Source organism: Novosphingobium sp. PC22D (genome assembly GCF_002556635.1).
Classification (GTDB): Bacteria; Pseudomonadota; Alphaproteobacteria; order Sphingomonadales; family Sphingomonadaceae; genus Novosphingobium.
Window position 1 is genome coordinate 174,414 of the sequence record NZ_MWMO01000001.1, and the last position, 22,331, is coordinate 196,744.

General features: G+C 68.1%; 24 protein-coding genes. 18 read left to right on the forward strand and 6 right to left on the reverse strand.

The features are described from left to right. The first annotated feature begins 175 nt into the window (after nucleotides 1-175). Complete coding sequence (locus B2G71_RS00815; protein ID WP_098103867.1) at nucleotides 176-1,354, forward strand: hypothetical protein; 1,179 nt, start codon at nucleotides 176-178, stop codon at nucleotides 1,352-1,354. A gap of 121 nt (nucleotides 1,355-1,475) precedes the next feature. Here the strand turns inward: B2G71_RS00815 and B2G71_RS00820 are convergent, their stop codons facing one another. Further along, nucleotides 1,476-2,252, reverse strand: coding sequence for an SDR family oxidoreductase (locus tag B2G71_RS00820; RefSeq protein WP_098103868.1), 777 nt, complete (start codon nucleotides 2,250-2,252; stop codon nucleotides 1,476-1,478). 282 nt (nucleotides 2,253-2,534) lie between these two features. On the opposite strand from B2G71_RS00820, the gene B2G71_RS23960 reads away from it, so the two are divergent. From B2G71_RS23960 to B2G71_RS00870, 11 genes are all read left to right on the forward strand, one after another. Then, a complete protein-coding gene (locus B2G71_RS23960; protein ID WP_168176207.1) occupies nucleotides 2,535-2,696 on the forward strand; it encodes a hypothetical protein in 162 nt (53 codons plus the stop codon). A gap of 25 nt (nucleotides 2,697-2,721) precedes the next feature. Further along, nucleotides 2,722-3,273 carry a DUF2975 domain-containing protein gene (locus B2G71_RS00825; protein WP_098103869.1) on the forward strand — a complete coding sequence of 184 codons (552 nt, stop codon included), beginning with the start codon at nucleotides 2,722-2,724 and terminating at the stop codon, nucleotides 3,271-3,273. Next, complete coding sequence (locus B2G71_RS00830) at nucleotides 3,273-3,530, forward strand: helix-turn-helix transcriptional regulator (RefSeq protein ID WP_098103870.1); 258 nt, start codon at nucleotides 3,273-3,275, stop codon at nucleotides 3,528-3,530. The genes B2G71_RS00825 and B2G71_RS00830 overlap by 1 nt, the downstream gene beginning before the upstream one ends. Continuing rightward, complete coding sequence (locus B2G71_RS00835) at nucleotides 3,527-3,940, forward strand: hypothetical protein (protein WP_141521454.1); 414 nt, start codon at nucleotides 3,527-3,529, stop codon at nucleotides 3,938-3,940. The genes B2G71_RS00830 and B2G71_RS00835 overlap by 4 nt, the downstream gene beginning before the upstream one ends. Before the next feature lie 291 nt (nucleotides 3,941-4,231). Further along, nucleotides 4,232-4,747, forward strand: a complete 516-nt coding sequence (rplJ, locus tag B2G71_RS00840) for a 50S ribosomal protein L10 (protein WP_098103872.1) — start codon at nucleotides 4,232-4,234, stop codon at nucleotides 4,745-4,747. A 66-nt stretch (nucleotides 4,748-4,813) separates the two neighbouring features. After that, nucleotides 4,814-5,194, forward strand: coding sequence for a 50S ribosomal protein L7/L12 (rplL, locus tag B2G71_RS00845; protein ID WP_098103873.1), 381 nt, complete (start codon nucleotides 4,814-4,816; stop codon nucleotides 5,192-5,194). Nucleotides 5,195-5,324: 130 nt separating this feature from the next. Beyond that, nucleotides 5,325-6,287, forward strand: a complete 963-nt coding sequence (locus B2G71_RS00850) for a bifunctional helix-turn-helix transcriptional regulator/GNAT family N-acetyltransferase (RefSeq protein ID WP_098103874.1) — start codon at nucleotides 5,325-5,327, stop codon at nucleotides 6,285-6,287. A 68-nt stretch (nucleotides 6,288-6,355) separates the two neighbouring features. Beyond that, on the forward strand, nucleotides 6,356-6,943 hold the full coding sequence (locus B2G71_RS00855; RefSeq protein ID WP_098103875.1) for a hypothetical protein: 588 nt from the start codon (nucleotides 6,356-6,358) through the stop codon (nucleotides 6,941-6,943). Nucleotides 6,944-7,071: 128 nt separating this feature from the next. Then, entirely contained in the window at nucleotides 7,072-7,842 is a 771-nt protein-coding gene (locus B2G71_RS00860; protein WP_098103876.1) for a MerR family transcriptional regulator, read from the forward strand. A 73-nt stretch (nucleotides 7,843-7,915) separates the two neighbouring features. Continuing rightward, nucleotides 7,916-8,821 carry a CHAD domain-containing protein gene (locus B2G71_RS00865; RefSeq protein WP_098103877.1) on the forward strand — a complete coding sequence of 302 codons (906 nt, stop codon included), beginning with the start codon at nucleotides 7,916-7,918 and terminating at the stop codon, nucleotides 8,819-8,821. A 6-nt stretch (nucleotides 8,822-8,827) separates the two neighbouring features. After that, nucleotides 8,828-9,298 carry a CYTH domain-containing protein gene (locus B2G71_RS00870; RefSeq protein ID WP_098103878.1) on the forward strand — a complete coding sequence of 157 codons (471 nt, stop codon included), beginning with the start codon at nucleotides 8,828-8,830 and terminating at the stop codon, nucleotides 9,296-9,298. Here B2G71_RS00870 and B2G71_RS00875 read toward each other — a convergent pair. Together B2G71_RS00875 and B2G71_RS00880 are read right to left on the reverse strand one after the other, a co-directional pair. Next, nucleotides 9,270-9,698 carry a nuclear transport factor 2 family protein gene (locus B2G71_RS00875; RefSeq protein WP_098103879.1) on the reverse strand — a complete coding sequence of 143 codons (429 nt, stop codon included), beginning with the start codon at nucleotides 9,696-9,698 and terminating at the stop codon, nucleotides 9,270-9,272. The two genes, B2G71_RS00870 and B2G71_RS00875, sit on opposite strands and share 29 nt — an antisense overlap. Then, nucleotides 9,695-10,261: a c-type cytochrome gene (locus B2G71_RS00880; RefSeq protein WP_098103880.1), complete on the reverse strand. Its 567-nt coding sequence runs from the start codon at nucleotides 10,259-10,261 to the stop codon at nucleotides 9,695-9,697. The genes B2G71_RS00875 and B2G71_RS00880 overlap by 4 nt, the downstream gene beginning before the upstream one ends. A gap of 187 nt (nucleotides 10,262-10,448) precedes the next feature. Here B2G71_RS00880 and B2G71_RS00885 point away from each other — a divergent pair, with 187 nt between their 5' ends. The 4 genes from B2G71_RS00885 (at nucleotide 10,449) to B2G71_RS00900 (ending at nucleotide 15,462) form a co-directional block, all read left to right on the forward strand. Continuing rightward, nucleotides 10,449-11,876 carry an MATE family efflux transporter gene (locus B2G71_RS00885; RefSeq protein ID WP_098103881.1) on the forward strand — a complete coding sequence of 476 codons (1,428 nt, stop codon included), beginning with the start codon at nucleotides 10,449-10,451 and terminating at the stop codon, nucleotides 11,874-11,876. A 187-nt stretch (nucleotides 11,877-12,063) separates the two neighbouring features. Beyond that, nucleotides 12,064-12,369 carry a co-chaperone GroES gene (gene groES, locus B2G71_RS00890; protein WP_098103882.1) on the forward strand — a complete coding sequence of 102 codons (306 nt, stop codon included), beginning with the start codon at nucleotides 12,064-12,066 and terminating at the stop codon, nucleotides 12,367-12,369. 68 nt (nucleotides 12,370-12,437) lie between these two features. Beyond that, nucleotides 12,438-14,090 carry a chaperonin GroEL gene (gene groL, locus B2G71_RS00895; RefSeq protein ID WP_098103883.1) on the forward strand — a complete coding sequence of 551 codons (1,653 nt, stop codon included), beginning with the start codon at nucleotides 12,438-12,440 and terminating at the stop codon, nucleotides 14,088-14,090. Between the two features lie 373 nt (nucleotides 14,091-14,463). After that, nucleotides 14,464-15,462 (forward strand): serine hydrolase, encoded by a 999-nt coding sequence (locus B2G71_RS00900; protein ID WP_098104383.1) that lies wholly within the window; start codon nucleotides 14,464-14,466, stop codon nucleotides 15,460-15,462. Nucleotides 15,463-15,558: 96 nt separating this feature from the next. Here the strand turns inward: B2G71_RS00900 and B2G71_RS00905 are convergent, their stop codons facing one another. Further along, the gene (locus B2G71_RS00905; protein ID WP_098103884.1) at nucleotides 15,559-15,921 is read right to left on the reverse strand and encodes a nuclear transport factor 2 family protein; all 363 of its coding nucleotides are present in this window, start codon (nucleotides 15,919-15,921) and stop codon (nucleotides 15,559-15,561) included. 109 nt (nucleotides 15,922-16,030) lie between these two features. Then, nucleotides 16,031-16,489 (reverse strand): hypothetical protein, encoded by a 459-nt coding sequence (locus tag B2G71_RS00910; RefSeq protein WP_240529999.1) that lies wholly within the window; start codon nucleotides 16,487-16,489, stop codon nucleotides 16,031-16,033. Between the two features lie 139 nt (nucleotides 16,490-16,628). Between B2G71_RS00910 and polA the strand changes: the two genes are divergently transcribed. Both polA and B2G71_RS00920 read left to right on the forward strand, forming a co-directional pair. After that, nucleotides 16,629-19,484, forward strand: a complete 2,856-nt coding sequence (gene polA, locus B2G71_RS00915; protein ID WP_098103885.1) for a DNA polymerase I — start codon at nucleotides 16,629-16,631, stop codon at nucleotides 19,482-19,484. Nucleotides 19,485-19,550: 66 nt separating this feature from the next. Continuing rightward, nucleotides 19,551-20,693, forward strand: coding sequence for a mechanosensitive ion channel domain-containing protein (locus B2G71_RS00920; protein WP_098103886.1), 1,143 nt, complete (start codon nucleotides 19,551-19,553; stop codon nucleotides 20,691-20,693). Nucleotides 20,694-20,726: 33 nt separating this feature from the next. On the opposite strand, the gene B2G71_RS00925 is transcribed toward B2G71_RS00920, so the two are convergent. Further along, a complete protein-coding gene (locus B2G71_RS00925; protein WP_098103887.1) occupies nucleotides 20,727-22,304 on the reverse strand; it encodes an ABC-F family ATP-binding cassette domain-containing protein in 1,578 nt (525 codons plus the stop codon). Between the last annotated feature and the right edge of the window lie 27 nt (nucleotides 22,305-22,331).

The following is a 22,331-nucleotide window of genomic DNA, read 5'->3' on the forward strand; positions in this document are numbered from 1 at the left end:
ATGAATAGATGCGGGATCGAGCAGTCATTCGACCGTGCCGAATTCGCGATGAACTGAAGCGAAGAATACTCACCTAGGACAGTAGTTGGCAGTTCGTCGTTCTATTTGGTTCGACTGGACCGAAAGCGCGGTTTTGGGGCTGTAACTTTATCTCTCGCGGCGCATTCTTGAGGACATGACGCACCTTGCCCCCACCCGTTCGCTCTGCGCCACAGCGGCCGTCGCTGCCGTTCTCGCGCTCGGTTCAACCCCCGCCGCCGCCCAGGAAGCCGCGCCGTCGCTCGACTTGCCCGAGGCGGTAACGCCGCCTTCTGAATCGGCCCCGGCCCCCGGCACGCCCACGGTGGTGCTGCCGTCGACGACGACGCCTGCGGCCCCGACGGCCACCACGACCGCTCCTTCTTCCGAGATGCAGTCGCCGGTGCGGCCCGGCCAGCCGACGATCGTCCTGCCCGACGTGAGCGGGCCGGCGCAGACCCCGCGTTCCTCGGCGGCTCCGTCTGTGCCGACTCCCAGCGAGTCGATCCGGGCGGAGAGCCCGCGCCCCGACGGTGAGCCTGCCGCGAATGCAGCCTCGGCTTCGGCCCCTGGGTCCGCCGACCCGGCACCCGTGCGCGAAGCGCAGAATGACTCCGCCGCGGGCGCGATTCCGCCGATCGACGAGTTTGCCGGCGATGGCGCCGCGCCGATCGACGCGACGCAGCGCGTGGCCGCGCCGATCGCGGATGCCTCGCCCGAACTCGCTCCCGCGGCCGAGCCCGCCGAGGACGGCGACGGCATGCCCGCCGCGGCGATCGCGGGCCTGCTCGCGCTGCTGGGCATCGGCGGCGCCGGGATGATGGCGATGCGCTCGCGCCGTCGCAGCAGCCATGTCGTGCATGCAAAGCCGGCGACGATCCCCGCGCGCACGCCCGATCCGGCCCCGCGTCCCGCCGCCGCCGCGCTCGAGCCCGCAGCCCCGGCTCCGGCGTCGCGCGGCGATGCCGCCTACACGACCGGGCGTCCCGAGGTAGCGAACCAGTTCGCCGCGGCGGGCGTGACCGAGGCGCCGGTCCTCGAGCGCGAGACCCCGGTTGCGCGCACGGCGCCGCCCGCCCGGGTGCGCGTCGATCCCGATGGCCCGCTGCCCACCGGCGAGGCCCGTCAGGAGTTGCTGCGCTCGATGGTGGCGGCCGAGCCCGACGAGGCCAACCCGTTCCGTTCACCCAAGGCCCGCCGCCGGCGCGCCCGGGTGATCCTCCAGCACCGCGAGCACATGCAGCGGCACCATCCCGACAACCGTTTCGATTGGCGCACCTACCGGCCGACGACCAAGCCCTCCACCCCTGTCAATCCCTCCATGGTCCCGGCTTGAACGCGTCAATCTCGCTTGCCTTCGGGCAGGCTGCCTGGGCGGCCCCTTCGCGGGCCGCCCATTTTTCTTGGCGCCCACTTTCTCTTGGCGGGCGCCTTCTCGCGGCGCGGATGCGCCGCGCTCAGAGGCTGTCGACGACGCCGCCGTCGACGCGCAGCGACGCCCCCGTGGTCGCGCTGGCCTCGGGCGAGCAGGCGTAGACGATCATGCTCGCCACTTCCCCCGGCTCGGCGGGTCTGCGGATGATCGAGGTGGGGCGGTTCGCGGCGACGAAGTCGATCCCCGCCTGCTCCACCGACTTGCCTTCCTGCTCGGCCTTGTCGCGGGCCATCGAGAGGAAGCCTTCCGACCGGGTCGGACCGGGCAGCACCGAATTGACGGTGACGCCAGTCCCCGCGAGACGCTTTGCGAGACCGCGCGCGAAGGCGACGTCGGCGGCCTTGCTGACGCCGTAGTGGATCATGTCGGCGGGAATGTTGAACGCGCTCTCCGAGCCCAGCATCACGATCCGGCCCCAGCCGTTCTCGACCATGGCCGGCGCGAAGGCGCGCGAGAGGCGCACCGCGCTCATTACGTTGATCTGCCAGTGGCGCTCCCAGATATCGTCCTCGGTCTCGAAGAACTCCGCGCCCTGATAGATCCCGGCATTGTTGACGAGCACGTCGAGCCTGCCCGCCGCCTCGACGAGCGCGGCACAGCCCTGCGCGGTGCCAACGTCGGCGGCGATCCCGCGCGCGCCGTGGCCGACTTCGGCTGCGGCGGCCTTTGCCGTGTCCTGCTTGCGGCCGTTGACGATGACGTTCGCGCCTGCCGCGGCGAGGCCTTTCGCTGCGGCGAGGCCGATGCCTGCGGTGGACCCGGTGACGAGGGCGGTCCTGCCCGAGAGATCGATCTTCATGGGAACTCCTGATTCGCTGTGACGGCGCCTGCCGTCGTCTCCCACGAGCGAACGGAGGCGGCTGGTGGTTCCATGCGAAGGCGGGGCGCGAGGTCGCGCGGGGCGCCAGAGCTTGCGGCAAATGCCTGATTTGCCGGGAAATTCGGCGCCGGCTTACTGTTTTGCACTATGGCGCATCTCGAAAAACAGATAGAAAATTATCGTTTTTCGATATTTATCGATTGACAATAAGCCGAATCACGCTTATTGAATATCGATATCGACCATATCGGAGAACGAACAATGACCAACACGACCAACAACCGCCCGCTCGCCATCGTCATGGCTTTCGCCGTGATGGCGTCCTTCTGGCTCCCGACGATCTCGACCCCGGCCAAGGCCGCGTCCGCCGAGCCCGTCCACATCACCATCATCGCCGGCCAGACCCAGCCGGTGGTGATGTGAGTTTCCGGCACGCGAGGAGAACGAGATGACTTCGATAACGCGCGACCCCCTGCTGGCCATCGCCAAGGGCGTTCTCTACTTCCTCATGGCGGTTATGGCGCTGGGAGTGGTCGCCTGCCTCGTCGCGGCGCCCTGCCTGTGGATCTTCCAGGATCTCGTCTCGGCCGAAGTCGCCAAGGAAGCCCCCGGCTTCCCGATGTCCGAGGCTCTCATCGCGCTTTCGCTGCTGCTTCTGCTGGTGGCCGCGATGCTGGGGATGCTCTTTCGCATCTTCCAGTTGCTCAAGCGCATCGTCGATACGGTGGGCGAGGGCGACCCCTTCGTGCCCGAGAATGCCTCGCGGCTCACGCGCATGGCCTGGCTGACGCTGGCGGTGCAGGTGGTGACCTTCCCGATGGGCGGCATCGGGATGTACATCTACAACATCACCGAGCCGATCCGCGACGCCGACGATCACTTCACGATCGATAGCGGCCTCGACGCCAACGGCCTGCTGCTCATGCTGATCCTCTTCATCCTGGCCCGCGTCTTCCGCAAGGGCTCCGAGATGCGCGCCGACCTTGAAGGAACCGTGTGATGGCCGACGACAACACCGAAGGAGGAGGTAGCATCATGGTGAAGCTGGACGACGTGCTTTACGAGCGTCGCATGACCCTGACCGAGCTGGCCGAGCGCATTGGCATCACGCTGGCCAATCTCTCGATCCTCAAGACCGGCAAGGCCAAGGCGATCCGCTTCTCGACGCTCGAGGCGATCTGCCGGGAGCTGGAATGCCAGCCGGGCGACCTGATCGTCTACGTGCCCGAAGCCGCGGTCGAGGAAGACGTGGAATGACGACAGTGGACCCGGTCGCGCCGGGCCCCGTCAGACTGGTGCTGCTGCGCGTCGCCTACCTGCTGGTGGGCGGCGGTCTGGCGTTGGTGCGCTGGCCGGTCCTGCTCGTGTCCGGCACCGAGTTCACGCTCGACGAAGGCGCGCTCAATGCCATGCTCGCGGCGCTTTCGCTGCTGAGCCTCGCCGGCCTCTGGCGGCCGCTGGCGATGTTGCCCTTGCTGCTGTTCGAACTGCTCTGGAAGGCGATCTGGCTGATGCACGTCGCGATCCCCCAACTCATGGCGGGCTCGGTGCGCGAGGGAACGCCCGAGACGCTGTTTGCCTGTGCTTTCGCCGTGCCGGTCCTGCTCTTTGTGCCGTGGGACTACGTCTGGCGCCGTTACGTGCGTTCGGCCCCGCCCGCAGCTTGACTTTTCGGCGCATCGCTGTAGATGCGCGCTCCGACCGGCGGGACTCGTTCCGCCGATCATCCGTCCGAGACAGCTGGTGAGGGCTTGCCCTCTTAATTTCCGGCCTAGACGGGGAACAGGAATTCATTCCGGCCCACGCTCCATCAAGGCGCGGTGCCTTTTTCGCGTTCCGACACGCGAACTCCTTCCCCTTCGACGGACTCGCCCGCGGTGCCTCGCGCATCGCGGACATACGTAGCCGGTCGCGAGGGACGCCCAACATCCCGCGCGGCCATTGTGAAGGAGTAAGGCATGGATCGTTCGCAGAAAGCCGAATCGGTCGCCCAGCTCAATGCGGTCTTCAACGGGGTCGGCGTGGTGGTCGTCACCCGCAACCTCGGCATGACGGTGGCCCAGTCCACCGACCTGCGCAACAAGGTCCGCGAAGCCGGTGCGACTTACAAGGTTGCGAAGAACCGTCTCGCCAAGCTTGCCATCGCGGATACCGACTATTCGGGTATCGACGAGTTCCTGACCGGCCCGACGGCCCTTGCGACTTCGGTCGATCCCGTCGCCGCCGCGAAGGCCGTCGTCGATTTCGCCAAGACGACCGACAAGATCGAAATCGTCGGCGGCTCGATGGGTTCGCAGGTTCTGAACGCCGATGGCGTCAAGGCTCTCGCCTCGATGCCCTCGCTCGACGAACTGCGCGCGAAGCTTGTCGGCCTCGTCCAGGCTCCGGCGACCAAGATCGCCCAGCTCTCGACCGCCCCGGCGGCCAAGCTGGCGCGCGTCTTCGGCGCCTACGCCGCGAAGGACGCTGCCTGAGACGTTTCGAAAGACGATTTCACCCGGCGCAATTTGCCGGGCCAACAAATCTAGGAGTGAAGTACCATGGCCGATATTGCCAAGCTTGTTGAAGAACTGTCGCAGCTGACCGTCCTCGAGGCGGCCGACCTCGCCAAGGCGCTTGAAGAAGCGTGGGGCGTTTCTGCCGCTGCCGCCGTCGCGGTTGCCGGCCCCGCCGCCGGTGGCGCCGGTGGCGAAGCCGCCGCTGAAGAGAAGGACGAGTTCGACGTCGTCCTCACCGGCGACGGTGGCAAGAAGATCCAGGTCATCAAGGAAGTCCGCGCCATCACCGGCCTGGGCCTCGCCGAAGCCAAGGCTCTCGTCGAGGGCGCGCCCAAGGCCGTCAAGGAAGGCGTGAACAAGGCCGAGGCCGAGGAAATCAAGAAGAAGATCGAGGAAGCCGGCGGCACCGTCGAGCTCAAGTAATCTTCTTTTCGGTTCTGCCGACAAAGACAGGGAAGGGCGGCTCCGCTGGGGCCGCCCTTTTCGTTTGGCGATTGACGGCGCGTCGGTGTGAATTCATAGCGTTATATATAACGTGTTATGGAGATTCGCCATGCCCGACGTGGTCGCGGAACTGGGCGGGGTCTTTCTCGGCGCCCGCCTTCGCAGACTGGCCGAGCGGCTTCAGGCCGACGCCGCGCAGGTAATCGCCGAGGCCGGCATCGACGCCCAGCCCTCGCACATGCCGCTGCTCGCCGCGCTCGACCGCGAGGCGATGACGGTCGGGCGGCTCGCCGAGGCGCTCGGCGCGAGCCAGCCGGGTGTGACGCGCGGGCTCAATCAGCTCCAGGCGAGCGGGCTCGTCGAGACCAGGGACGGCGAGGATGCGCGCGCGCGGCTGGTGGCGCTGACGCCCGCGGGAGAGGCGGCGATGGCGAAGGTTCGCGCCCGCGTCTGGCCGCCGGTCAGCCGCGCGGTCGACGCCTTGTGCGGCGGTGATGCCGGGCCGCTGCTCGACCGGCTCGCCGCGCTCGAGGCGGCCATGGCCGAGCGCTCGCTGCTGGCGCGCGTGCGCGAAGACCGCCCGAAGCTTGCCATCGTCGAATATCGCGAAGATCTTGCCGCCGCGTTCCACGACATCAACCGCGAGTGGATCGAGGCGATGTTCACGATGGAAGGTGCCGACCGGGACGTGATCGAGCGCCCGCGCGAAACCATTCTCGATCCGGGCGGCGCGATCCTGTTCGTCGCCGCCGAGGGCCTGGGCATTGTCGGAACCTGCGCGCTGCGCGCCGGGGGCGACAACGCCTTCGAGCTGACCAAGATGGGCGTCCTTGAAGCCGCGCGCGGACTCAAGGCGGGCGAGTTCCTGCTCGAGGCGGCGATCGCGCGCGCGCAGGCCCTTGGCGCCGATCCGCTCTACTTGCTTACAAATGCGCGCTGCGAGGCGGCGATCCACCTCTACGAAAAGCTGGGCTTCCGCCACGACGCGCAGATCATGGAGCGCTACGGCGCCCGCTATGAGCGCTGCGACGTCGCCATGCGCTTCGTGCCCGACACGCCCCCTCGCCAGTAATCCGCGGTTCAGTTTCGCTGCGGCAGCTTTGTCGGCGCAACAGGGACGAGTCACGAGGGAGTTACCCAATGCGAATTTCTCCGAAGTTGCTTCTGGCCGCCGCAGGCGTGGCGGCAGTCGGAGTCGGTGCGGCCCATGCCGCGACCGAGGAACTCGAGACCATGCAGGTCGCGCTGCCCGACGGCGGCGCCGTCGAAGTCCGGTACACCGGCGATGTCGCTCCGCGCGTGGTGCTGCGGCCCGCCGCCGCGCGCGACGCCGCGCCTGCCGCGCTTCGGGTTCCAGCCGCCTTCGCCGAAATGCAGCGGATCTCGGCGCTCATGGACATGCGTATGGATGCGATGATGCGCCAGGCCGCGATGATGCAGCAGGCCGCGCTGGAGCAGCAGCAGGCGCTCGCCTCGGGCCAGCCGGGCATGGTGCTGGCAGGCGACATTCCCGCGGGCGCGCATCTCTCCTACGTTTCGAGCACGACCGACGCCAGCGGCTGCACCCGCACCGTGTCGTGGTCGTCTGACGGCGCCAAGGACGCGCAGGGCCAGCCGATGCTGCAACAGGCCAGTTCGGGAAGCTGCGAGGCCGCTCCGCGCTCGCCGGTTGTCAAGGCCAGCGCCGAAGCGCCCGCGCGGGCTCCGGCCCCCGGCACCAAGACCTGATCTCCACGCAAACCAGTCCCCTTGCGTAGCTGGAGAGGGGCGGCCCCGCGTCCGTGGGGCCGCCCTTTCACGTTTCTGTGGCTGCCGGGGCTTGCAGGTAACGTAACGTCAGGCGCTAGCAGGACGTCATGACCGATTCGCTCACCATCGACGAAGTCGCCCGCCGCACCGGGCTGACACCGCGCGCGCTGCGCTTCTACGAAGGCCGCGGGCTGGTCGCGCCGCTGCGCACCGGCTCGGGCCGGCGTCTCTATTCGCGTGACGATCTTGAACGTTTGCACCGCATCGTCGCGCTCAAGCGGGCGGGCTTCACCTTGTCCGACATCGCGCGGCTGCTTTCGGGCAAGTCCGTCGCGATCGCCCCGATCCTCGAGGTTCAACTGGCCGCGCTCGACGCCCGCCGCCGCGACCTCGAAAGCGCCGCCGCCGCGCTGCGCTCCGCCTTGTCCCGCATCGAGGGCGGCGAGCCCCTCGATGCCGCGACCCTCTGCTCGCTGATCCGCCACGGAGACACGATCATGACGCACAAGCAGGACTGGGCCGCACTGAGCGAACCTTACATGACAGAGCAGGCGAAAGCCGATTTCGCCGCGGCGCGTCCGCGAATTCCGGATGGCTTTGACGAGGCGAGCTACGGCAAGGCCTGGGCCGATCTCGGCGCGAAAGTGAAGGCGGCGTTGCCGCTCGATCCGGCAAGCGCCGAGGCGAAGGCGCTGCTCGACGCATGGAACGCGCTGCTTCAGCCGTTCGCGGCGGTCGCGACCCCCGCGATGCGCGAAAGCGTGACGCGGATGTACGACGACATTCCCAACTCGACCGAGGGCGCGCCGAGCCCCGGCTTCGACCACGAGGTCTGGCAGTTCGTCCGGGCGGCCGGAAAGGCGCGCCATTCCGCCTGAGCGCAATATTACGAATCCATGACAATATGTGCTAGCCCTTGGTCCGCACTCGTGTCGGGCTAAGGGCTCTCACATGGCATACAGACTGAAACGCAAGGACAAGTCCATCGAGGACGCCTTGCGCAGGATCGCGTGCGAGCAGATCGATCGTGCGTTGCGCTCTATCGCCGAGACCGGCACGGCAGAGGCAGTGCACGACGTGCGCAAGCGCTGCAAGAAACTGCGCGGGCTGGTGCGTCTCGTGCGCCCGGCCTTCGACGGCTACAGCGCGCGGAACGCCGCGTTCCGCGACATTGCCGGACACATCTCGCACGCGCGCGACGCCAAGGTGATGCAAGACACCTACGACGCCCTGATGCATCACTTCCACGGCCGGGTCGACCGGCGCGCGCTCGGCTCGATCCGCCGCCGCTTCACGCTCGACTACAAGGAGGCCGCGCGCGAGGACATCGGCGAGGCGCTCGAACAGGCCCGCGCCGAACTGGAGGTGGCCCGCGCGGGGACGCAGGACTGGTCGCTCTCCGCGGACGGCTGGGAGGCCGTCGGGGCCGGGCTCGCCAAGACCTACAAGAAGGGATGCAAGGCGGCTGCCGCGGCGATCGAAGGGGGCAGGGCCGAGGATTTTCACGAGCTGCGCAAGCGTACAAAGTACCACTGGTTTCACACGCGCCTGCTCGTCGGCATGTGGCCCGAGTTCATGGGCGTGCGCGCGCGGACGGCCAAGGCGATCGCGGACACGCTGGGCGATCACCACGACCTCGCCGTGTTCGAGACGCGCCTTGCCGCCGAGCCCGACCGCTATGGCTCGCCGCGCGATGTCGAGACGGCGATCGGCCTCGCGCGCGGCCGGCGCTCGCGTCTCGAGAGCGAGGCCCGCCCGCTGATCGACCGGCTCTTCGCGCAGGACCCCGATGCGCTGCGCGCGCATTGCGAAACGCTGTGGCACGCCTGGAAGGCGCCGCGTCTGAAGGCGGTCTGACTCGCCGTGGCCACCGAGATCGAGCGCAAGTTTCTCGTCGCCAGCCCCGCCTGGCGAGACAAGGCCGACGCGGGCAGCGCGCTGCGGCAGGCCTATCTTGCGAAAGGCCCCGCCAGCGTGCGCGTGCGCATCGTTGACGAGACCAGCGCGAAGCTGACGGTCAAGGCTGGGGAATCGGGGGTGGCGCGGTCGGAATTCGAATACGAGATTCCGCTCGAGGATGCCTGCGCGTTGTTCGAGCTCGCCACGGGCGGGGCGATCGAGAAGCGCCGCCACCGTGTTCCGGCGGGCGAGGGGCTCGTCTGGGAGATCGACGTCTTCGCCGGCGCGAACGAGGGCCTGGTGCTCGCCGAACTCGAACTTCCCGACCCCGATACGCCTTTCGCGCGGCCCGAGTGGCTGGGCGAGGAAGTGACCGGCGATCCGCGTTACTACAACTCCGCGCTCGCTAGCGGCGGATCACGCTCACCGGACTGATCCACAGCGTGCGCGGCCGCCGGTGCGCGATCAGCCATTCGCCCTCGATCCTGCTCAGCCGGTCGGCGTAGTAACCGTTGTGATCGAGACCCGAGGCGCTGGTGACCATCCAGTAGGTGCGCGCGCTGGCGGTCTCTTCGTCGACGAAATCGATCTTGCAGGTCGTCAGGTGGTGGCTGATGTAGCCGGGCGAGCCGTCCTGCGGGGCGGCGAAAGGCGAAGGCGCAGTCATCCAGGCGATGATCGCCGCGCGGCCCCGGTGGACCTCGGCCAGTTCGAGCACGCCGTCCGGCGTGAAGCAGGCGGCATAGGCCTCGGCCTTGCGGGCGTCGCCCGCCTGGGTCGCGGCCGCGAGCCGCTGCTGGATCGCGACGACGTCCTCGGCGCGGGCGGCGGTCATTTGAGCGTTTCGAGGTAGTCGATGATCTCCTTGCGCTTGGCCTCGTTGGGCACGGAGATCACCATCTTGGTGCCGGGCACCATCTTCATCGGCCCCGACAGCCACTGGTCGAGCTTTTCGCGGGTCCACACGATCCCCGAATTCTTGAGCGGCGTGCTGAAGGCATACCCGGGCACGTCGCCCGCGGTGCTGCCGACGATGCCATGGAGCGTGGGTCCGATCCCGTTCTTGCCCGGCTCAACCGCGTGGCACGCGCGGCACTGCGCGAAGGCCACCGGCGGCTTCGCGGACGCGGCCGCAGCGGCGGGCGTGGTGGATGCCGCGTCCGCGACCGGCGCAGCGGCGTCCTGCGCCGCCTCGGTGGCGGCTTGCGTCTCGGCCGTCGCGGCGGCGGTTTCGCTCGAGACGGGGGCCGCAGCCTCGCTGGCCGTCCCTCCGCCTTCGGCCAACTCCGGCGCGGCAGGAGTTTCGCTCGCCTCAGGGGCTTGCGACGGGGGCGAATCGCCGCAGGCCGCAGTCAGCAGGACCGGCGCCAGGGCCGGCAGGATTCTCGCGATTCGCATATTCGACGCACCTCCGCTGGCGGAACTCCTATCGGCGGTTCGACCAAGGTCAAGTCCGCCCGACGCGGACTTGGGCGCGGCGGCGGGCGCGCGGCTGTGGCATCCTTGCCGCAAGTCCGGGCAAATGCCCGCGCCGGTGCGACTCGCGTGTGGCTGCAAGCGTCACGCTCGACTAGGCGCGCTGGCGATGAGCGACGTCGCTTTCCTCGACCTGCCGCCGGAGCGGCCCTGGCGCGGCGAATTCGCCGCAACGCTGCGGCTGTCCTGGCCGCTGGCGCTGGCGAACCTGCTCCAGATGCTGACTTATGCGATCGACGTGATCTTCATCGCGCGGCTCGGCCCCGAGCAGCTCGCTGCCTCGTCGCTGAGCGTCGCCTATTTCGGGCTCGTCACCTGGGGGCTGATCGGCCTGACCGGAGCGGCGGCGCCGCTGATGGCGGCGGAGCTCGGCGCGCGGGCGCCCGCCTTGCGCGCGGTGCGCCGGGTCATGCGCATGGCGTTGTGGCTCGCCGTGCTCTCGGGCGCTGCGGGCATGGGTCTGTGCCTGCTCGCAGGCCAGCTCATGCGGGCCACCGGGCAGGACCCGGCGATCGCCGCGATGGCGCGCGAATACATGAGCCTGCTGCTGCTTTCGACGATCCCGATGGTCGCGGCGAGCGTGCTGCGCACCTTCGTCTCGGCGCTCGGCCGGCCCGTCGTCGCGACCGTGATCACCGCGGGCGGGATTGGCGTCAACGCGCTGGGCAACTACGCGCTGATTTTCGGCAATTTCGGTGTTCCCGCGCTCGGCCTGCGCGGCGCGGCGATCGCCACGCTGCTGACTTCGCTCGCGATCCTTGCCGCCTATTTCGCCGCGATCGCGCTCGATCCGCGCATGCGGCGCTACCGCATCCTCGGTAACTGGTGGCGCATCGACGCGGACCGGCTGGCGCAGCTCGCGCGCGTGGGTACGCCGATCGCGCTGACCGTCGTCGCCGAGGGCGGCATCTTCGGCGCGGCGGCGTTCATGATGGGCCGCTTCGGCGCGACCCAGCTCGCGGCGCATACCGTCGCGCTGCAACTCGCCGCGCTGGCTTTCCAGGTGCCCTTCGGCGTGAGCCAGGCGGCGACGATCCGGGTGGGCTACTTCTTCGGCGCGCGCGACCGTGCCGGCGTCGCCCGGGCGGGGTGGGTCGCGCTTGCCATCGGCACCGGCTTCATGGCGACGACCGCGCTCGCCATGCTGCTCGTGCCCGAAATGTTGCTCTCGCTATACATCGACCCCTCGGACCCGGCGAACGCGGTCTTGGTCGCCTTCGCGCTGCGCTATCTTGCGGTCGCGGCCGGATTCCAGTTGTTCGACGGCGTCCAGTCGGTCGCGGCGGGCGTGCTGCGCGGCCTGCAGGATACGCGCGTCCCGATGGTCATCGCGATCTTCGCCTACTGGGTCCCCGGTTGCGGGACCGCCATGGTGCTCGGCTTCGCGACCGGCCTGCACGGACTGGGCGTGTGGATCGGGCTTGCCTTCGGTCTCGTCGCCGCCGCGCTGCTGCTGGTCAGCCGCTGGCACCGGCGCGAGCGGCTCGGCCTGTTCGACCGGGCACCGCACGGTCCGGTGCCACCGATCGTGCACTAGCAGCGCGCCGTGGCGCGCGGAGCCGGCCAGCGCGGCTCGGCCTGTCCCGGACCCGCGCCGTCCAATCGAAATTTCTTCGCGCGGGGGTGTTGACGGCCATGTGCGACGTGCACATATGCGCGCCGTTGGCACTCTCTATCCTGGAGTGCCAATCCAGTTTTGTGACCATTGGATGAGGGAGAATCCCATGAGTTTCCGTCCGCTGCACGACCGTGTTCTCGTGCGCCGCGTCGAGGCCGAGGAAAAGACGGCCGGCGGCATCATCATCCCCGACAGCGCCAAGGAAAAGCCCGCCGAGGGCGAGATCGTGGCCGTCGGCACCGGCGCCCGTTCGGACGACGGCAAGGTGACTCCGCTCGACGTCAAGGTGGGTGACCGCGTGCTGTTCGGCAAGTGGTCGGGCACCGAAGTCAAGGTCGACGGTGAAGATCTGCTGATCATGAAGGAAAGCGACATTCTCGGCGTGATCGAAGGGGCGATGGCCACGGCCTGACCGGCCGGATCGCAACCCCACATCGAAAGACTTTCCGGAACAAGAACCCTTTGAAGAGGAATTGAACAATGGCAGCCAAGGACGTCAAATTCTCGCGCGATGCGCGCGAGGGCATCCTTCGCGGCGTCGACACGCTCGCGAACGCAGTGAAGGTGACGCTCGGCCCCAAGGGCCGCAACGTCGTGATCGAGAAGAGCTTCGGCGCTCCGCGCATCACCAAGGACGGCGTGACCGTCGCCAAGGAAATCGAACTCAAGGACAAGTTCGAGAACATGGGCGCGCAGATGATCCGCGAAGTGGCCAGCAAGGCCAACGACGCGGCTGGTGACGGCACCACCACCGCCACCGTGCTCGCCCAGTCGATCGTGCGCGAGGGCATGAAGTCGGTTTCGGCCGGCATGAACCCGATGGACCTCAAGCGCGGCATCGACCAGGCCGTCGTCAAGGTCGTCGAGAACCTCAAGGCCCGCTCGAAGGACGTCTCGGGCTCGTCCGAGATCGCCCAGGTCGGCGTGATCTCGGCCAATGGCGACAAGGAAGTCGGCGAGAAGATCGCCGAGGCCATGGACAAGGTCGGCAAGGAAGGCGTCATCACCGTCGAGGAGGCCAAGGGTCTCGAATTCGAACTCGACGTCGTCGAAGGCATGCAGTTCGACCGTGGCTATCTCTCGCCCTACTTCGTCACCAACCCGGACAAGATGACGGTCGAACTCGAGAACCCCTACATTCTCATCCACGAGAAGAAGCTCTCGAACCTGCAGTCGATGCTGCCGATCCTCGAGGCCGTGGTGCAGTCGGGCCGTCCGCTGCTCATCATCGCCGAGGATATCGAGGGCGAGGCCCTGGCCACGCTCGTCGTCAACAAGCTGCGCGGTGGCCTGAAGGTCGCGGCCGTCAAGGCGCCCGGCTTCGGTGATCGCCGCAAGGCCATGCTCGGCGACATCGCCACCCTGACCCAGGGCGAGATGGTCTCCGAGGACCTCGGCATCAAGCTCGAGAACGTCACGCTCGGCATGCTGGGCGAAGCCAAGAAGGTCACGATCGACAAGGACAACACGACGATCGTCGACGGCGCCGGCTCGGCCGAGGACATCAAGGCCCGCGTCGAGCAGATCCGCTCGCAGATCGAAGTCACCACCAGCGACTACGACCGCGAGAAGCTCCAGGAGCGTCTCGCCAAGCTCGCCGGCGGCGTGGCCGTGATCAAGGTCGGCGGTGCAACCGAAGTCGAGGTGAAGGAGCGCAAGGATCGCGTCGACGACGCGCTGCACGCGACCCGCGCCGCGGTTGAGGAAGGCATCGTCCCGGGCGGCGGCACCGCGCTGCTCTATGCCACCAAGGCGCTCGAAGGCCTGACCGGCGAGAACGAGGACCAGACCCGCGGCATCGACATCGTGCGCCGCGCGCTTCAGTCGCCGATTCGCCAGATCGCCGAGAACGCGGGCTTCGACGGCGCCGTCGTCGCCGGCAAGCTCATCGAGGGCACCGACGAATCGCAGGGCTTCAACGCCGCGACCGACACGTACGAGAACCTCGTCGCCGCCGGCGTGATCGACCCGACCAAGGTCGTTCGCACCGCGCTGCAGGACGCGGCTTCGGTCGCCGGCCTGCTGATCACCACCGAAGCGGCGATCAGCGAGAAGCCGGAAGACAAGGCCGCGATGCCGGCGATGCCCGACATGGGCGGCATGGGCGGAATGGGCGGCATGGGCGGCTTCTGAGCCGACTCGTCCAATCCGATCAAACGGATGTGGGCCGGGGATGCGAATCCCCGGCCCATTTTCGTTTGCGCGCCGCGCGTCTTTCGGACGCGCCTGGCGGGGTGCGCGCGGGATAAGTTCCCGCTCTTCCGGCAGAATGTGGCGTGGGATCGACGAGCCGTGCCTGCCCGTCGATCTTTCAAAGGCGCGCAGGATTGTTTCCCGTCGCCTTTTTGCGTACTGTTTTTACAGGGATTAATCGTGCGCCATCGCAGGCGATCTGCCACGACCCGCGAAAGTTCGTCGATCCTCTGCGTGATCCGACTGTTCGCCGGTTAAGCATTTCCCAAGATGGCCTCAATAAGGTGGAGCCTGCATGGCACTCGCAGGAAAAATGACCGTTTTCTCTCGCATTGTTGGCGCACTCACGTTCGGCGCCGCGGCGCTTGCACCGGTCCCGGGCGCGCTCGCGGCCGACGGCAACGTCGAAGCCGCGTTCGACCGGACTTTCGGCACCGAACTACGCGGACCGCGCGTTTACGACACCGCTTTCGAAGCGCGCATCGCCAGCCTCGCCGAAGCCTCGCAGGGGCGCATCGGCGTCGCCGCGATGGACTTGTCGACCGGCCGCGTGATTGACGTGCTCGGCGACCAGCGTTTCCCGATGGCCAGCACCAGCAAGATCGCGATCGCCGCGACCTTCCTCGAAGGCGTCGAGAAGGGCCGCTGGAGCCTGACCAGCGAATTCCCGATGATGATGCCGGTGCGTTCCGAGCCGTTTTCCAGCGCCGTCGCCCCGGTGCGCGCGGGCGAATACTATACCGCCGGCAAGTTGATCGAGCTGATGCTCACGCGCAGCAACAACTACGCCACCGATGCGCTGCTGCGTGTCGTCGGCGGGCCGGCCGCGGTCAACGCCTGGGTGCATCGGGCCGGTATCACCGACTGGCAGATCGACCGCGACATCGCCACGCTGGTGCGCGACGACGGCGCGATCAACCCGGCCGAAGTCATCGATTCGCGCGACAGCGCCACGCCGATGGCCATGGTCCAGCTTCTCGCCGGACTGCACGAGGGCAAGTGGCTGTCGGACAGCAGCCGCCAGCTCATCCTCGACACGATGGGCCGCTGCCTCACCGGCCGCCGCCGGATTGTCGCCAACCTGCCGACCGAGGCGCGCGTCGCGCACAAGACCGGCTCGCTGTTCAACACCTCGAGCGATGTGGGCATCATCGAGACGCCCGACGGCCGCGCCTTCGCCGTCGCGATCTACGTGACCGGCCAGGGCACCCGCCTCAAGCGCGAGGCCCGCATCGCCAGTATCGCGCGCGCGCTGTATGACGGCTACGAGGACGGCAAGTTCGGCGGCTATACCCGCACCGCCGCGCGCTGACGCCGCTCGCGTCGCGGCGCTCCTGACCATACGAGGCCTTTGCGCGACCGCATCGGCTGCGTTTCCAGACGGCGGACACCGGTCCGCAAGCGTGGGTTATTCCAGCGATTCCAGCGGCAGCCCGTGCAGCTTGAGGAAGGACAGCTTGTCCCAATAGCCGCGCTGAAAGACGATCTGGCCTTCGCGCACGGTGAAGAAGCCGCAACCGCGCAAGCCGTTGGGGTCGCGCCATTCGAGCGCCGCGACCTCGCCCGCTTCGTGGATCGCTTCGGGGATGCAGGTCATGTCCGCCTCGGCCAGTTCTCGCGTGAACATGGCGCGGATCGCTTCGCGGCTCTCGACCGGGTCCTGCGTCACCTGATGGTTCACGGCGTTCTCGGCGTAGAGGGCGGCGAGGCCCTCGGCATCGCCCGCGTTGAATCGCGTGACCCAGGTTTCGACGACTTGCTTTGGTGTCATGGTTGACCCTCCCCTGGCGGGCGTCGCTGCGATTGCTGGCCGACAAACGAAAAGGGCGCCCCGACCAGCCGCCGGGACGCCCTTCGCGTGTCTGCGAGCAGATCGAAGCTTACTGCTTCATCTCGGCTTCCGCGTCGGCGGCGGCGTCGGCAGCGGCATCGGCCGTATCCTGAGCGGCGTCGGCGGCTTCGGCGCCGGCATCGGCAGCGGCATCGCCCATGTCGGCGGCGGCTTCCGAGGCATCGGCGGCGGCGTCACCCATGGCGTCGGCGGCGTCGGTCATCATGGCCGAAGCGTCGTCGGCGGCCGAAGAAGCGGTGACTTCAGCGGCGTCTTCGGTGGTTTCCGAGCAAGCGGCGAGCGTGAGCGCGCCGATGGTGGCGGCAGCAGCGAGAACGATCTTGCGCATGTGGTTGTATTCCTTGAACAGCGAGTGAACGGAGCACGGCTTACGCCGCGCCGAAAGCCTACTTCTGGGATAGACTTCGCCGCGTGAAATAAACGTCTTGCCGTACAGGCGCAAGGCTTTGTCGCGTTCAACCGCCGTCCGGACCGGAATCCGGCCCATACTGAAGCGATACACCTGAACTGTGGCGAGGATGTGTCCAAATGCGGCGAATGCCTACTTTCGTTTGATGGCCTCCCGCCGGGCCCGAAGGACGACGATGGGGACTGACGATCCCGGCAAGCGCTGCTAGGGATCGTCCATGGAGCCCAAGCAGCATCTCTATCTGGTCGACGGGTCGGCCTACATCTTTCGCGCCTATCACCGCCTGCCGCCGCTGACCGATCCGGAAGGGACGCCCGTAGGCGCGGTCTACGGCTATACGACGATGCTTTGGAAGCTCGCGGAGGATCTCAACAAGGCCGACGGGCCGACGCATCTCGCGGTGATCCTCGACAAGTCCTCAACCTCGTTCCGCAACGAGATCTACGACGAGTACAAGGCCAACCGCCCGCCGCCGCCCGAGGATCTCGTCCCCCAGTTTCCGCTGATCCGCGACGCGACTCGCGCCTTCAGTCTCGCCTGCATCGAGGAGGAGGGGTTCGAGGCGGACGACCTCATCGCCAGCTATGCGCGCGAGGCGACCCGGCGCGGCTGGGACGTGACCATCGTATCCTCTGACAAGGACCTGATGCAGCTCGTGGGCCGATGCGCCGATCCCGTCGACGGGCACGAGGGCGGCTGCATCGACATGCTCGACACGATGAAGAACGCGCGCATCGACGTGCCCGAGGTCGTGGAGAAATTCGGTGTCCCGCCTGAGAAGGTCGGCGACGTGCTCGCGCTGATGGGCGATTCGGTGGACAATATTCCCGGCGTCTACGGCGTCGGCCCCAAGACCGCGACCAAGCTGATCCAGGACTATGGCGACCTCGAATCGGCGCTCGCCGCCGCGCCGGACATGAAGAAGTCCAAACTCCAGGAGCGGCTGATCGAGCAGGCCGACATGGCGCGGCTTTCCAAGGTGCTGGTCACGCTCAAGGAAGACTGTGCGCTGCCGATCGCGATGGAGGACTTCAAGCTCGACGCGATCCCCGTCGAACCGCTCGCCGCCTTCCTCGAAAAGCACGGTTTCACCAGCCTTCTCAAGCGCCTCCATGCGGGGAGCGGCAGCCCCGAACCGACCACGCGGCTCAATCCCTCCAAGCCCGTGACGGCGGGCGCCGGCCCCGCCGAGGGGGCTTCGCGCCAGCCGCTTCCCGAGATGCCGGCGGTCGACCGCGACGCCTACAAGTGCGTCACCACGCTCGCCGAACTCGACGAATGGATCGCGCGCGCGGCGGCGGCGCGGGTCGTCGCGGTCGACACCGAGACCTCGGCGCTCGATGCCATGCGCGCCGATCTCGCCGGGATTTCGCTGGCTCTCGGCCCCAACGACGCCTGCTACATTCCTCTCGGCCACGGCGGCAGCGACATGTTCGCCGAGAAGCCCGAGCAGGTGCCGCGCGAGGAAGCGCTCGCCCGGCTCAAGCCGCTGCTGGAAAGCGACGCGGTGCTCAAGGTTGGGCAGAACATCAAGTACGACCTCAACGTGCTCGCCCGGCACGGTATCGCGGTGGCTCCGATCGACGACACGATGATCGTCTCGTTCTGTCTCGATTCGGGCCGGCAGATCGAGGGCATCGGCGGCGGCCACGGCATGGACGAGCTGTCGCAGCGGCACTTGTCGCATACCACGCTGACCTTCAAGGAGATCTGCGGCACCGGCAAGAAGGCGATCCCCTTCGGCGAAGTGCCGCTCGATCGCGCGACCCAGTATGCCGCCGAGGATGCGGACGCGACCTGGCGGCTGCACCAGGTGCTCAAGCCCCGGCTCTCGTTCGAGGGCGGCACCCGCATCTATGAACGGGTCGACCGGCCGCTGATTCCCGTCGTCGCGCGGATGGAGCGGCATGGCATCAAGGTCGACCGCGACAAGCTGGCGCACCTGTCGAGCCAGTTCGCCGAGGCCGTCTCGGCGCTCGAATGTGAGATATTCGGTCTGTGCGGGCAGGACTTCACCATCGGCAGCCCCAAGCAGCTCGGCGAGATCCTGTTCGACAAGATGGGTTACAAGGGCGGGCGCAAGGGCAAGTCGGGCCAGTACTCGACCGACCAGAACGTGCTCGAAAAGCTCGCGGGCGAGGGCGCCGAAGTCGCCACCAAGGTGCTCGAATGGCGTCAGCTCACCAAGCTGCGCTCGACCTATACCGAAGCGTTGCAGGCCGCGATCAATCCGGACACGGGCCGCGTCCACACCAGCTACTCGCTCGTCGGCGCGCAGACCGGGCGGCTGTCCTCGACCGATCCGAACCTGCAGAACATCCCGATCCGCACCGAGATCGGCCGCCAGATTCGCGACTGCTTCGTCGCCGAGCCGGGCAACGTCCTGCTCGCGGCCGACTATTCGCAGATCGAGCTGCGGCTCGCGGCGCACATGGCCGACGTCCCCTCGCTCAAGGAGGCCTTCGCCAACGGCGAGGACATCCACGCGCGCACCGCGATGGAGATGTTCGGCACGGTCGACCGCGACACGCGCGGGCGCGCCAAGACGATCAATTTCGCGATTCTCTACGGCATCTCGCGCTGGGGGCTGGCCGGGCGGCTCGGCACCGAACCGGACGAGGCGCAGGCGATGATCGACCGCTACTTCGAGCGCTTCCCCGGCATTCAGCGCTACATCCACGAGACGCTCGAGACCGTGCGCACGCAGGGCTATTCTGAGACGCTGTTCGGCCGCAAGACCTGGTTTCCGCGAATCACATCGAAGAACCAGGCCGAGCGGCAGGGGAGCGAGCGCGCCGCGATCAACGCCCCGATCCAGGGCACCAGCGCCGACATCATCAAGCGCGCCATGGTCCGCATGGGCCCGGCGCTCGACGAGGCGGGGCTGGGCGCGGTGCGGATGCTGCTCCAGGTCCACGACGAACTGGTGTTCGAGCTGCCCGAAAGCGACGTCGCCGCCGCTTCGCCGGTGATCGAGCGGGTCATGGCCGAAGCGGCGCTGCCGGCGGTCAGGCTCGACGTGCCGCTGGGAGTCGAGATCGGGCACGGCGCGAGCTGGGGCGCGGCGCACTGACACCGGGACGCGACCGGGCAATTCCCCCGGGTTGAAAATGCTGCGTTGCGGCATAAGCTAGGCCCGATGGTTGAGTTCATCCATGCTCTTCTCGGCGACACGCCGCTCTGGCTGCGGCACGCGGTATCGGCGGTGGTCATGGCCGCGATCGCGATCGCGGCCGCCCAGCTGATCCACTGGGTGCTGTTCAAGCTGCTGACGCGGCTCGCCAAGGGGTCCGAAAGCAAGGCCGACAACCTCGTCGTGCGCAAGCTCGCGGCGCCCTCGCGCTGGGCGCTCTATGCGCTCGGAATCGTCATCGCGGCATCGGAAACGCCGATGCTCGAGGATTTCTGGGAGCGGATCGCGGGGCTCGCGATCCCGCTGCTGGTCGGCTGGATGGCGGTGGCGATCCTTCACGCCTTCATCGAGGCGATGATCCTGCGCAGCGACATCTCGGTCGCGGACAACCGCGCCGCGCGCCGTCGCCGGACCCGGCTCTCGATCTTCAACCGCATCCTGACGTTTCTCATCGTCTTCATCACGATCGGGCTGATGCTGCTCTCGATTCCGGGCGTGCGCGATGTCGGCGTGACGCTGATGGCCTCGGCGGGGCTCGCCGGTCTCGCCGTCGGCGCGGCGGCGCAGCCCGCGCTCAAGTCGCTGATCGCCGGGTTCCAGATGGCGCTGACCGAGCCGATCACCATCGGCGACGCGGTGATCATAGGCGGCGAGTGGGGCTGGATCGAGGAAATCCGCACGACCTACGTGGTGGTCAAGGTCTGGGACGAGCGGCGCCTCGTCGTGCCGACCAGCAAGTTCCTCGAGGAGATCTTCCAGAACTGGACCAAGACCAGTTCGCAACTGCTCGGCACCGTGATGTTCTATGTCGATCCGATGACCGAGCTCGAGCCGATCCGCGAGAAGTTCTATGAATTGGTGGAAGACAACGCGCGCTGGGACGGGCGGGTCAAGCACATGCAGGTCACTGAGCTGACGCGCGACGCGGTCGAGATCCGCTTCCTGATGACCGCGAAGGATTCGCCCACGCTGTTCGACTTGCGCTGCGACGTGCGCGAGGCGCTGATCGGCTGGATCCGCGAGACCCGGCCCGACGCGATCGTGCGCAACCGCATCCTGCCGGTCGCGCCGGTCGAGCTGAGCCCGGCACCCGAGATGGCCGAAATCCTCCCTGCGGCCCGCAACGGCGGCAACGCGGCGGGGGCATAGGAGAAGTCCGCGCTCCGCCAAGGCGCGCGCGCCTCAGCCCAGCACGATCGTCTCGGTCGGCGCGAGCGACGCGATGAAGCCCGCGTCGTGGCTGACACACACGATCGCGCCGTCGTAGCCGCGCAGCGCCGCCTCGAGCATTTCGAGCGCGGCGACGTCGAGGTGGTTGCTGGGCTCGTCGAGCACCAGCAGTTGCGGCGGCTCGGCGCGCGAGAACAGGCCCGCCAGCGCCAGCCGCACGCGCTCGCCGCCCGAGAGCGAGGCCACCTCGCGCTCGGCCCAGGCATTGCGGAAGCCGTAGGCCGCCAGCGCGGCGCGGGCCTGGTTGGCGTCGAGTTCGGGCGCGAGGCGGCGCAGGCTTTCGAGCACGGTGCCGCCTGAGCCGAGCAGCGCGAGCTCCTGATCGAGCAGCGCGATCCGGCCCGGCTCGCGGCGCACGTCTCCCGAAGTCGGCGCTTCCTCGCCGACGAGGATGCGCACAAGGCTCGTCTTTCCCGACCCGTTGGGGCCGGCAATCGCGATCCGCGCGGGGCCGCGCACGGTTACGTCGATCGGGCCGAACAAGCGCCGTGCGCCGCGCTCGCAAGTGATCGCGCGCGCCTCGACCAGCACCCGGTTGGCGGACAAGCCGCTCGGCGGCAGGGCGATGCGGATCGGATCGAGCACTTCGACGCGACCGCGCGCGTCCGCCAGATCCTCCTCGGCGCGGGCGACGCTTTCGCCGCCCTTCGTCTCGATGCGCCCGGCGGTGGCCTCGGCCCGCCGCTTCCTTGCGCCGAGCAGGATCTTTGGCTCGCTGCGGCTGGCGGCGACGCGGCGGCCCTTGGCTTCGCGGTGTGCCTGCTTTTCGGTCTCGCGCTGTTTTTCGCGCCGCGCGCGCGCCAGCGCCTGCTCACCCCGGTCGAGCGCCCTGGCGGCGCGCTCGCGCTCGGCCTCGCGCCGTTCGGCAAAGGCCTCCCAGCCGCCGCCGACGCGGTGCACGCCGACGCGGGTCAGTTCGACGATCGCATCCATGTCGGAGAGCAGCGCGCGGTCATGGCTCGCGACGACGGCGGCGCCGTTCCATCCGGCGAGGAGTGCAGCGACCGCCTCGCGGCCCGCGGCATCGAGATTGTTGGTCGGCTCGTCGAGCAGGAGCACTTCGGGGTCCTCGAGCAGCATCCCCGCCAGCATCATGCGCGTGCGCTCGCCGCCGCTCAGCGTCGCGAGCGGGCGCGCCGGATCGATCGCGGCGAGCCCGGCGGAGGCGGACGCGGCATCGAGGCGGGACGCGAGCGTCCAGTCGGCGCGGTCGAGATCGTCGTCGCGCGGTGCACCAGCCTCGATGCGGTCGAGCCGTGCGAGATCTTCCGCCACGCCGAGGGCATCGGCGACCGTCGCATCCCGCGCGCGGGGCAGTTGCCGCAGCATCGCGATGCGGGCGTTGCCGGCGATCGAGCCCGCGGCGAGCGGATGCTCGCCAGCGATCGCGCGCAGCAGCGTGGACTTGCCCGAGCCGTTGCGGCCGACGAGGCCCAGCCGCTCGCGGCCGAGCGAGACCGTCAGATCGGAGAACAGCAAGGTACCGTCGGGCGCGGCGCAGGCGACGCGGTCGAGAGTCAACAATGTCATGGGAACACCGGCAGATAGCGTGAACGA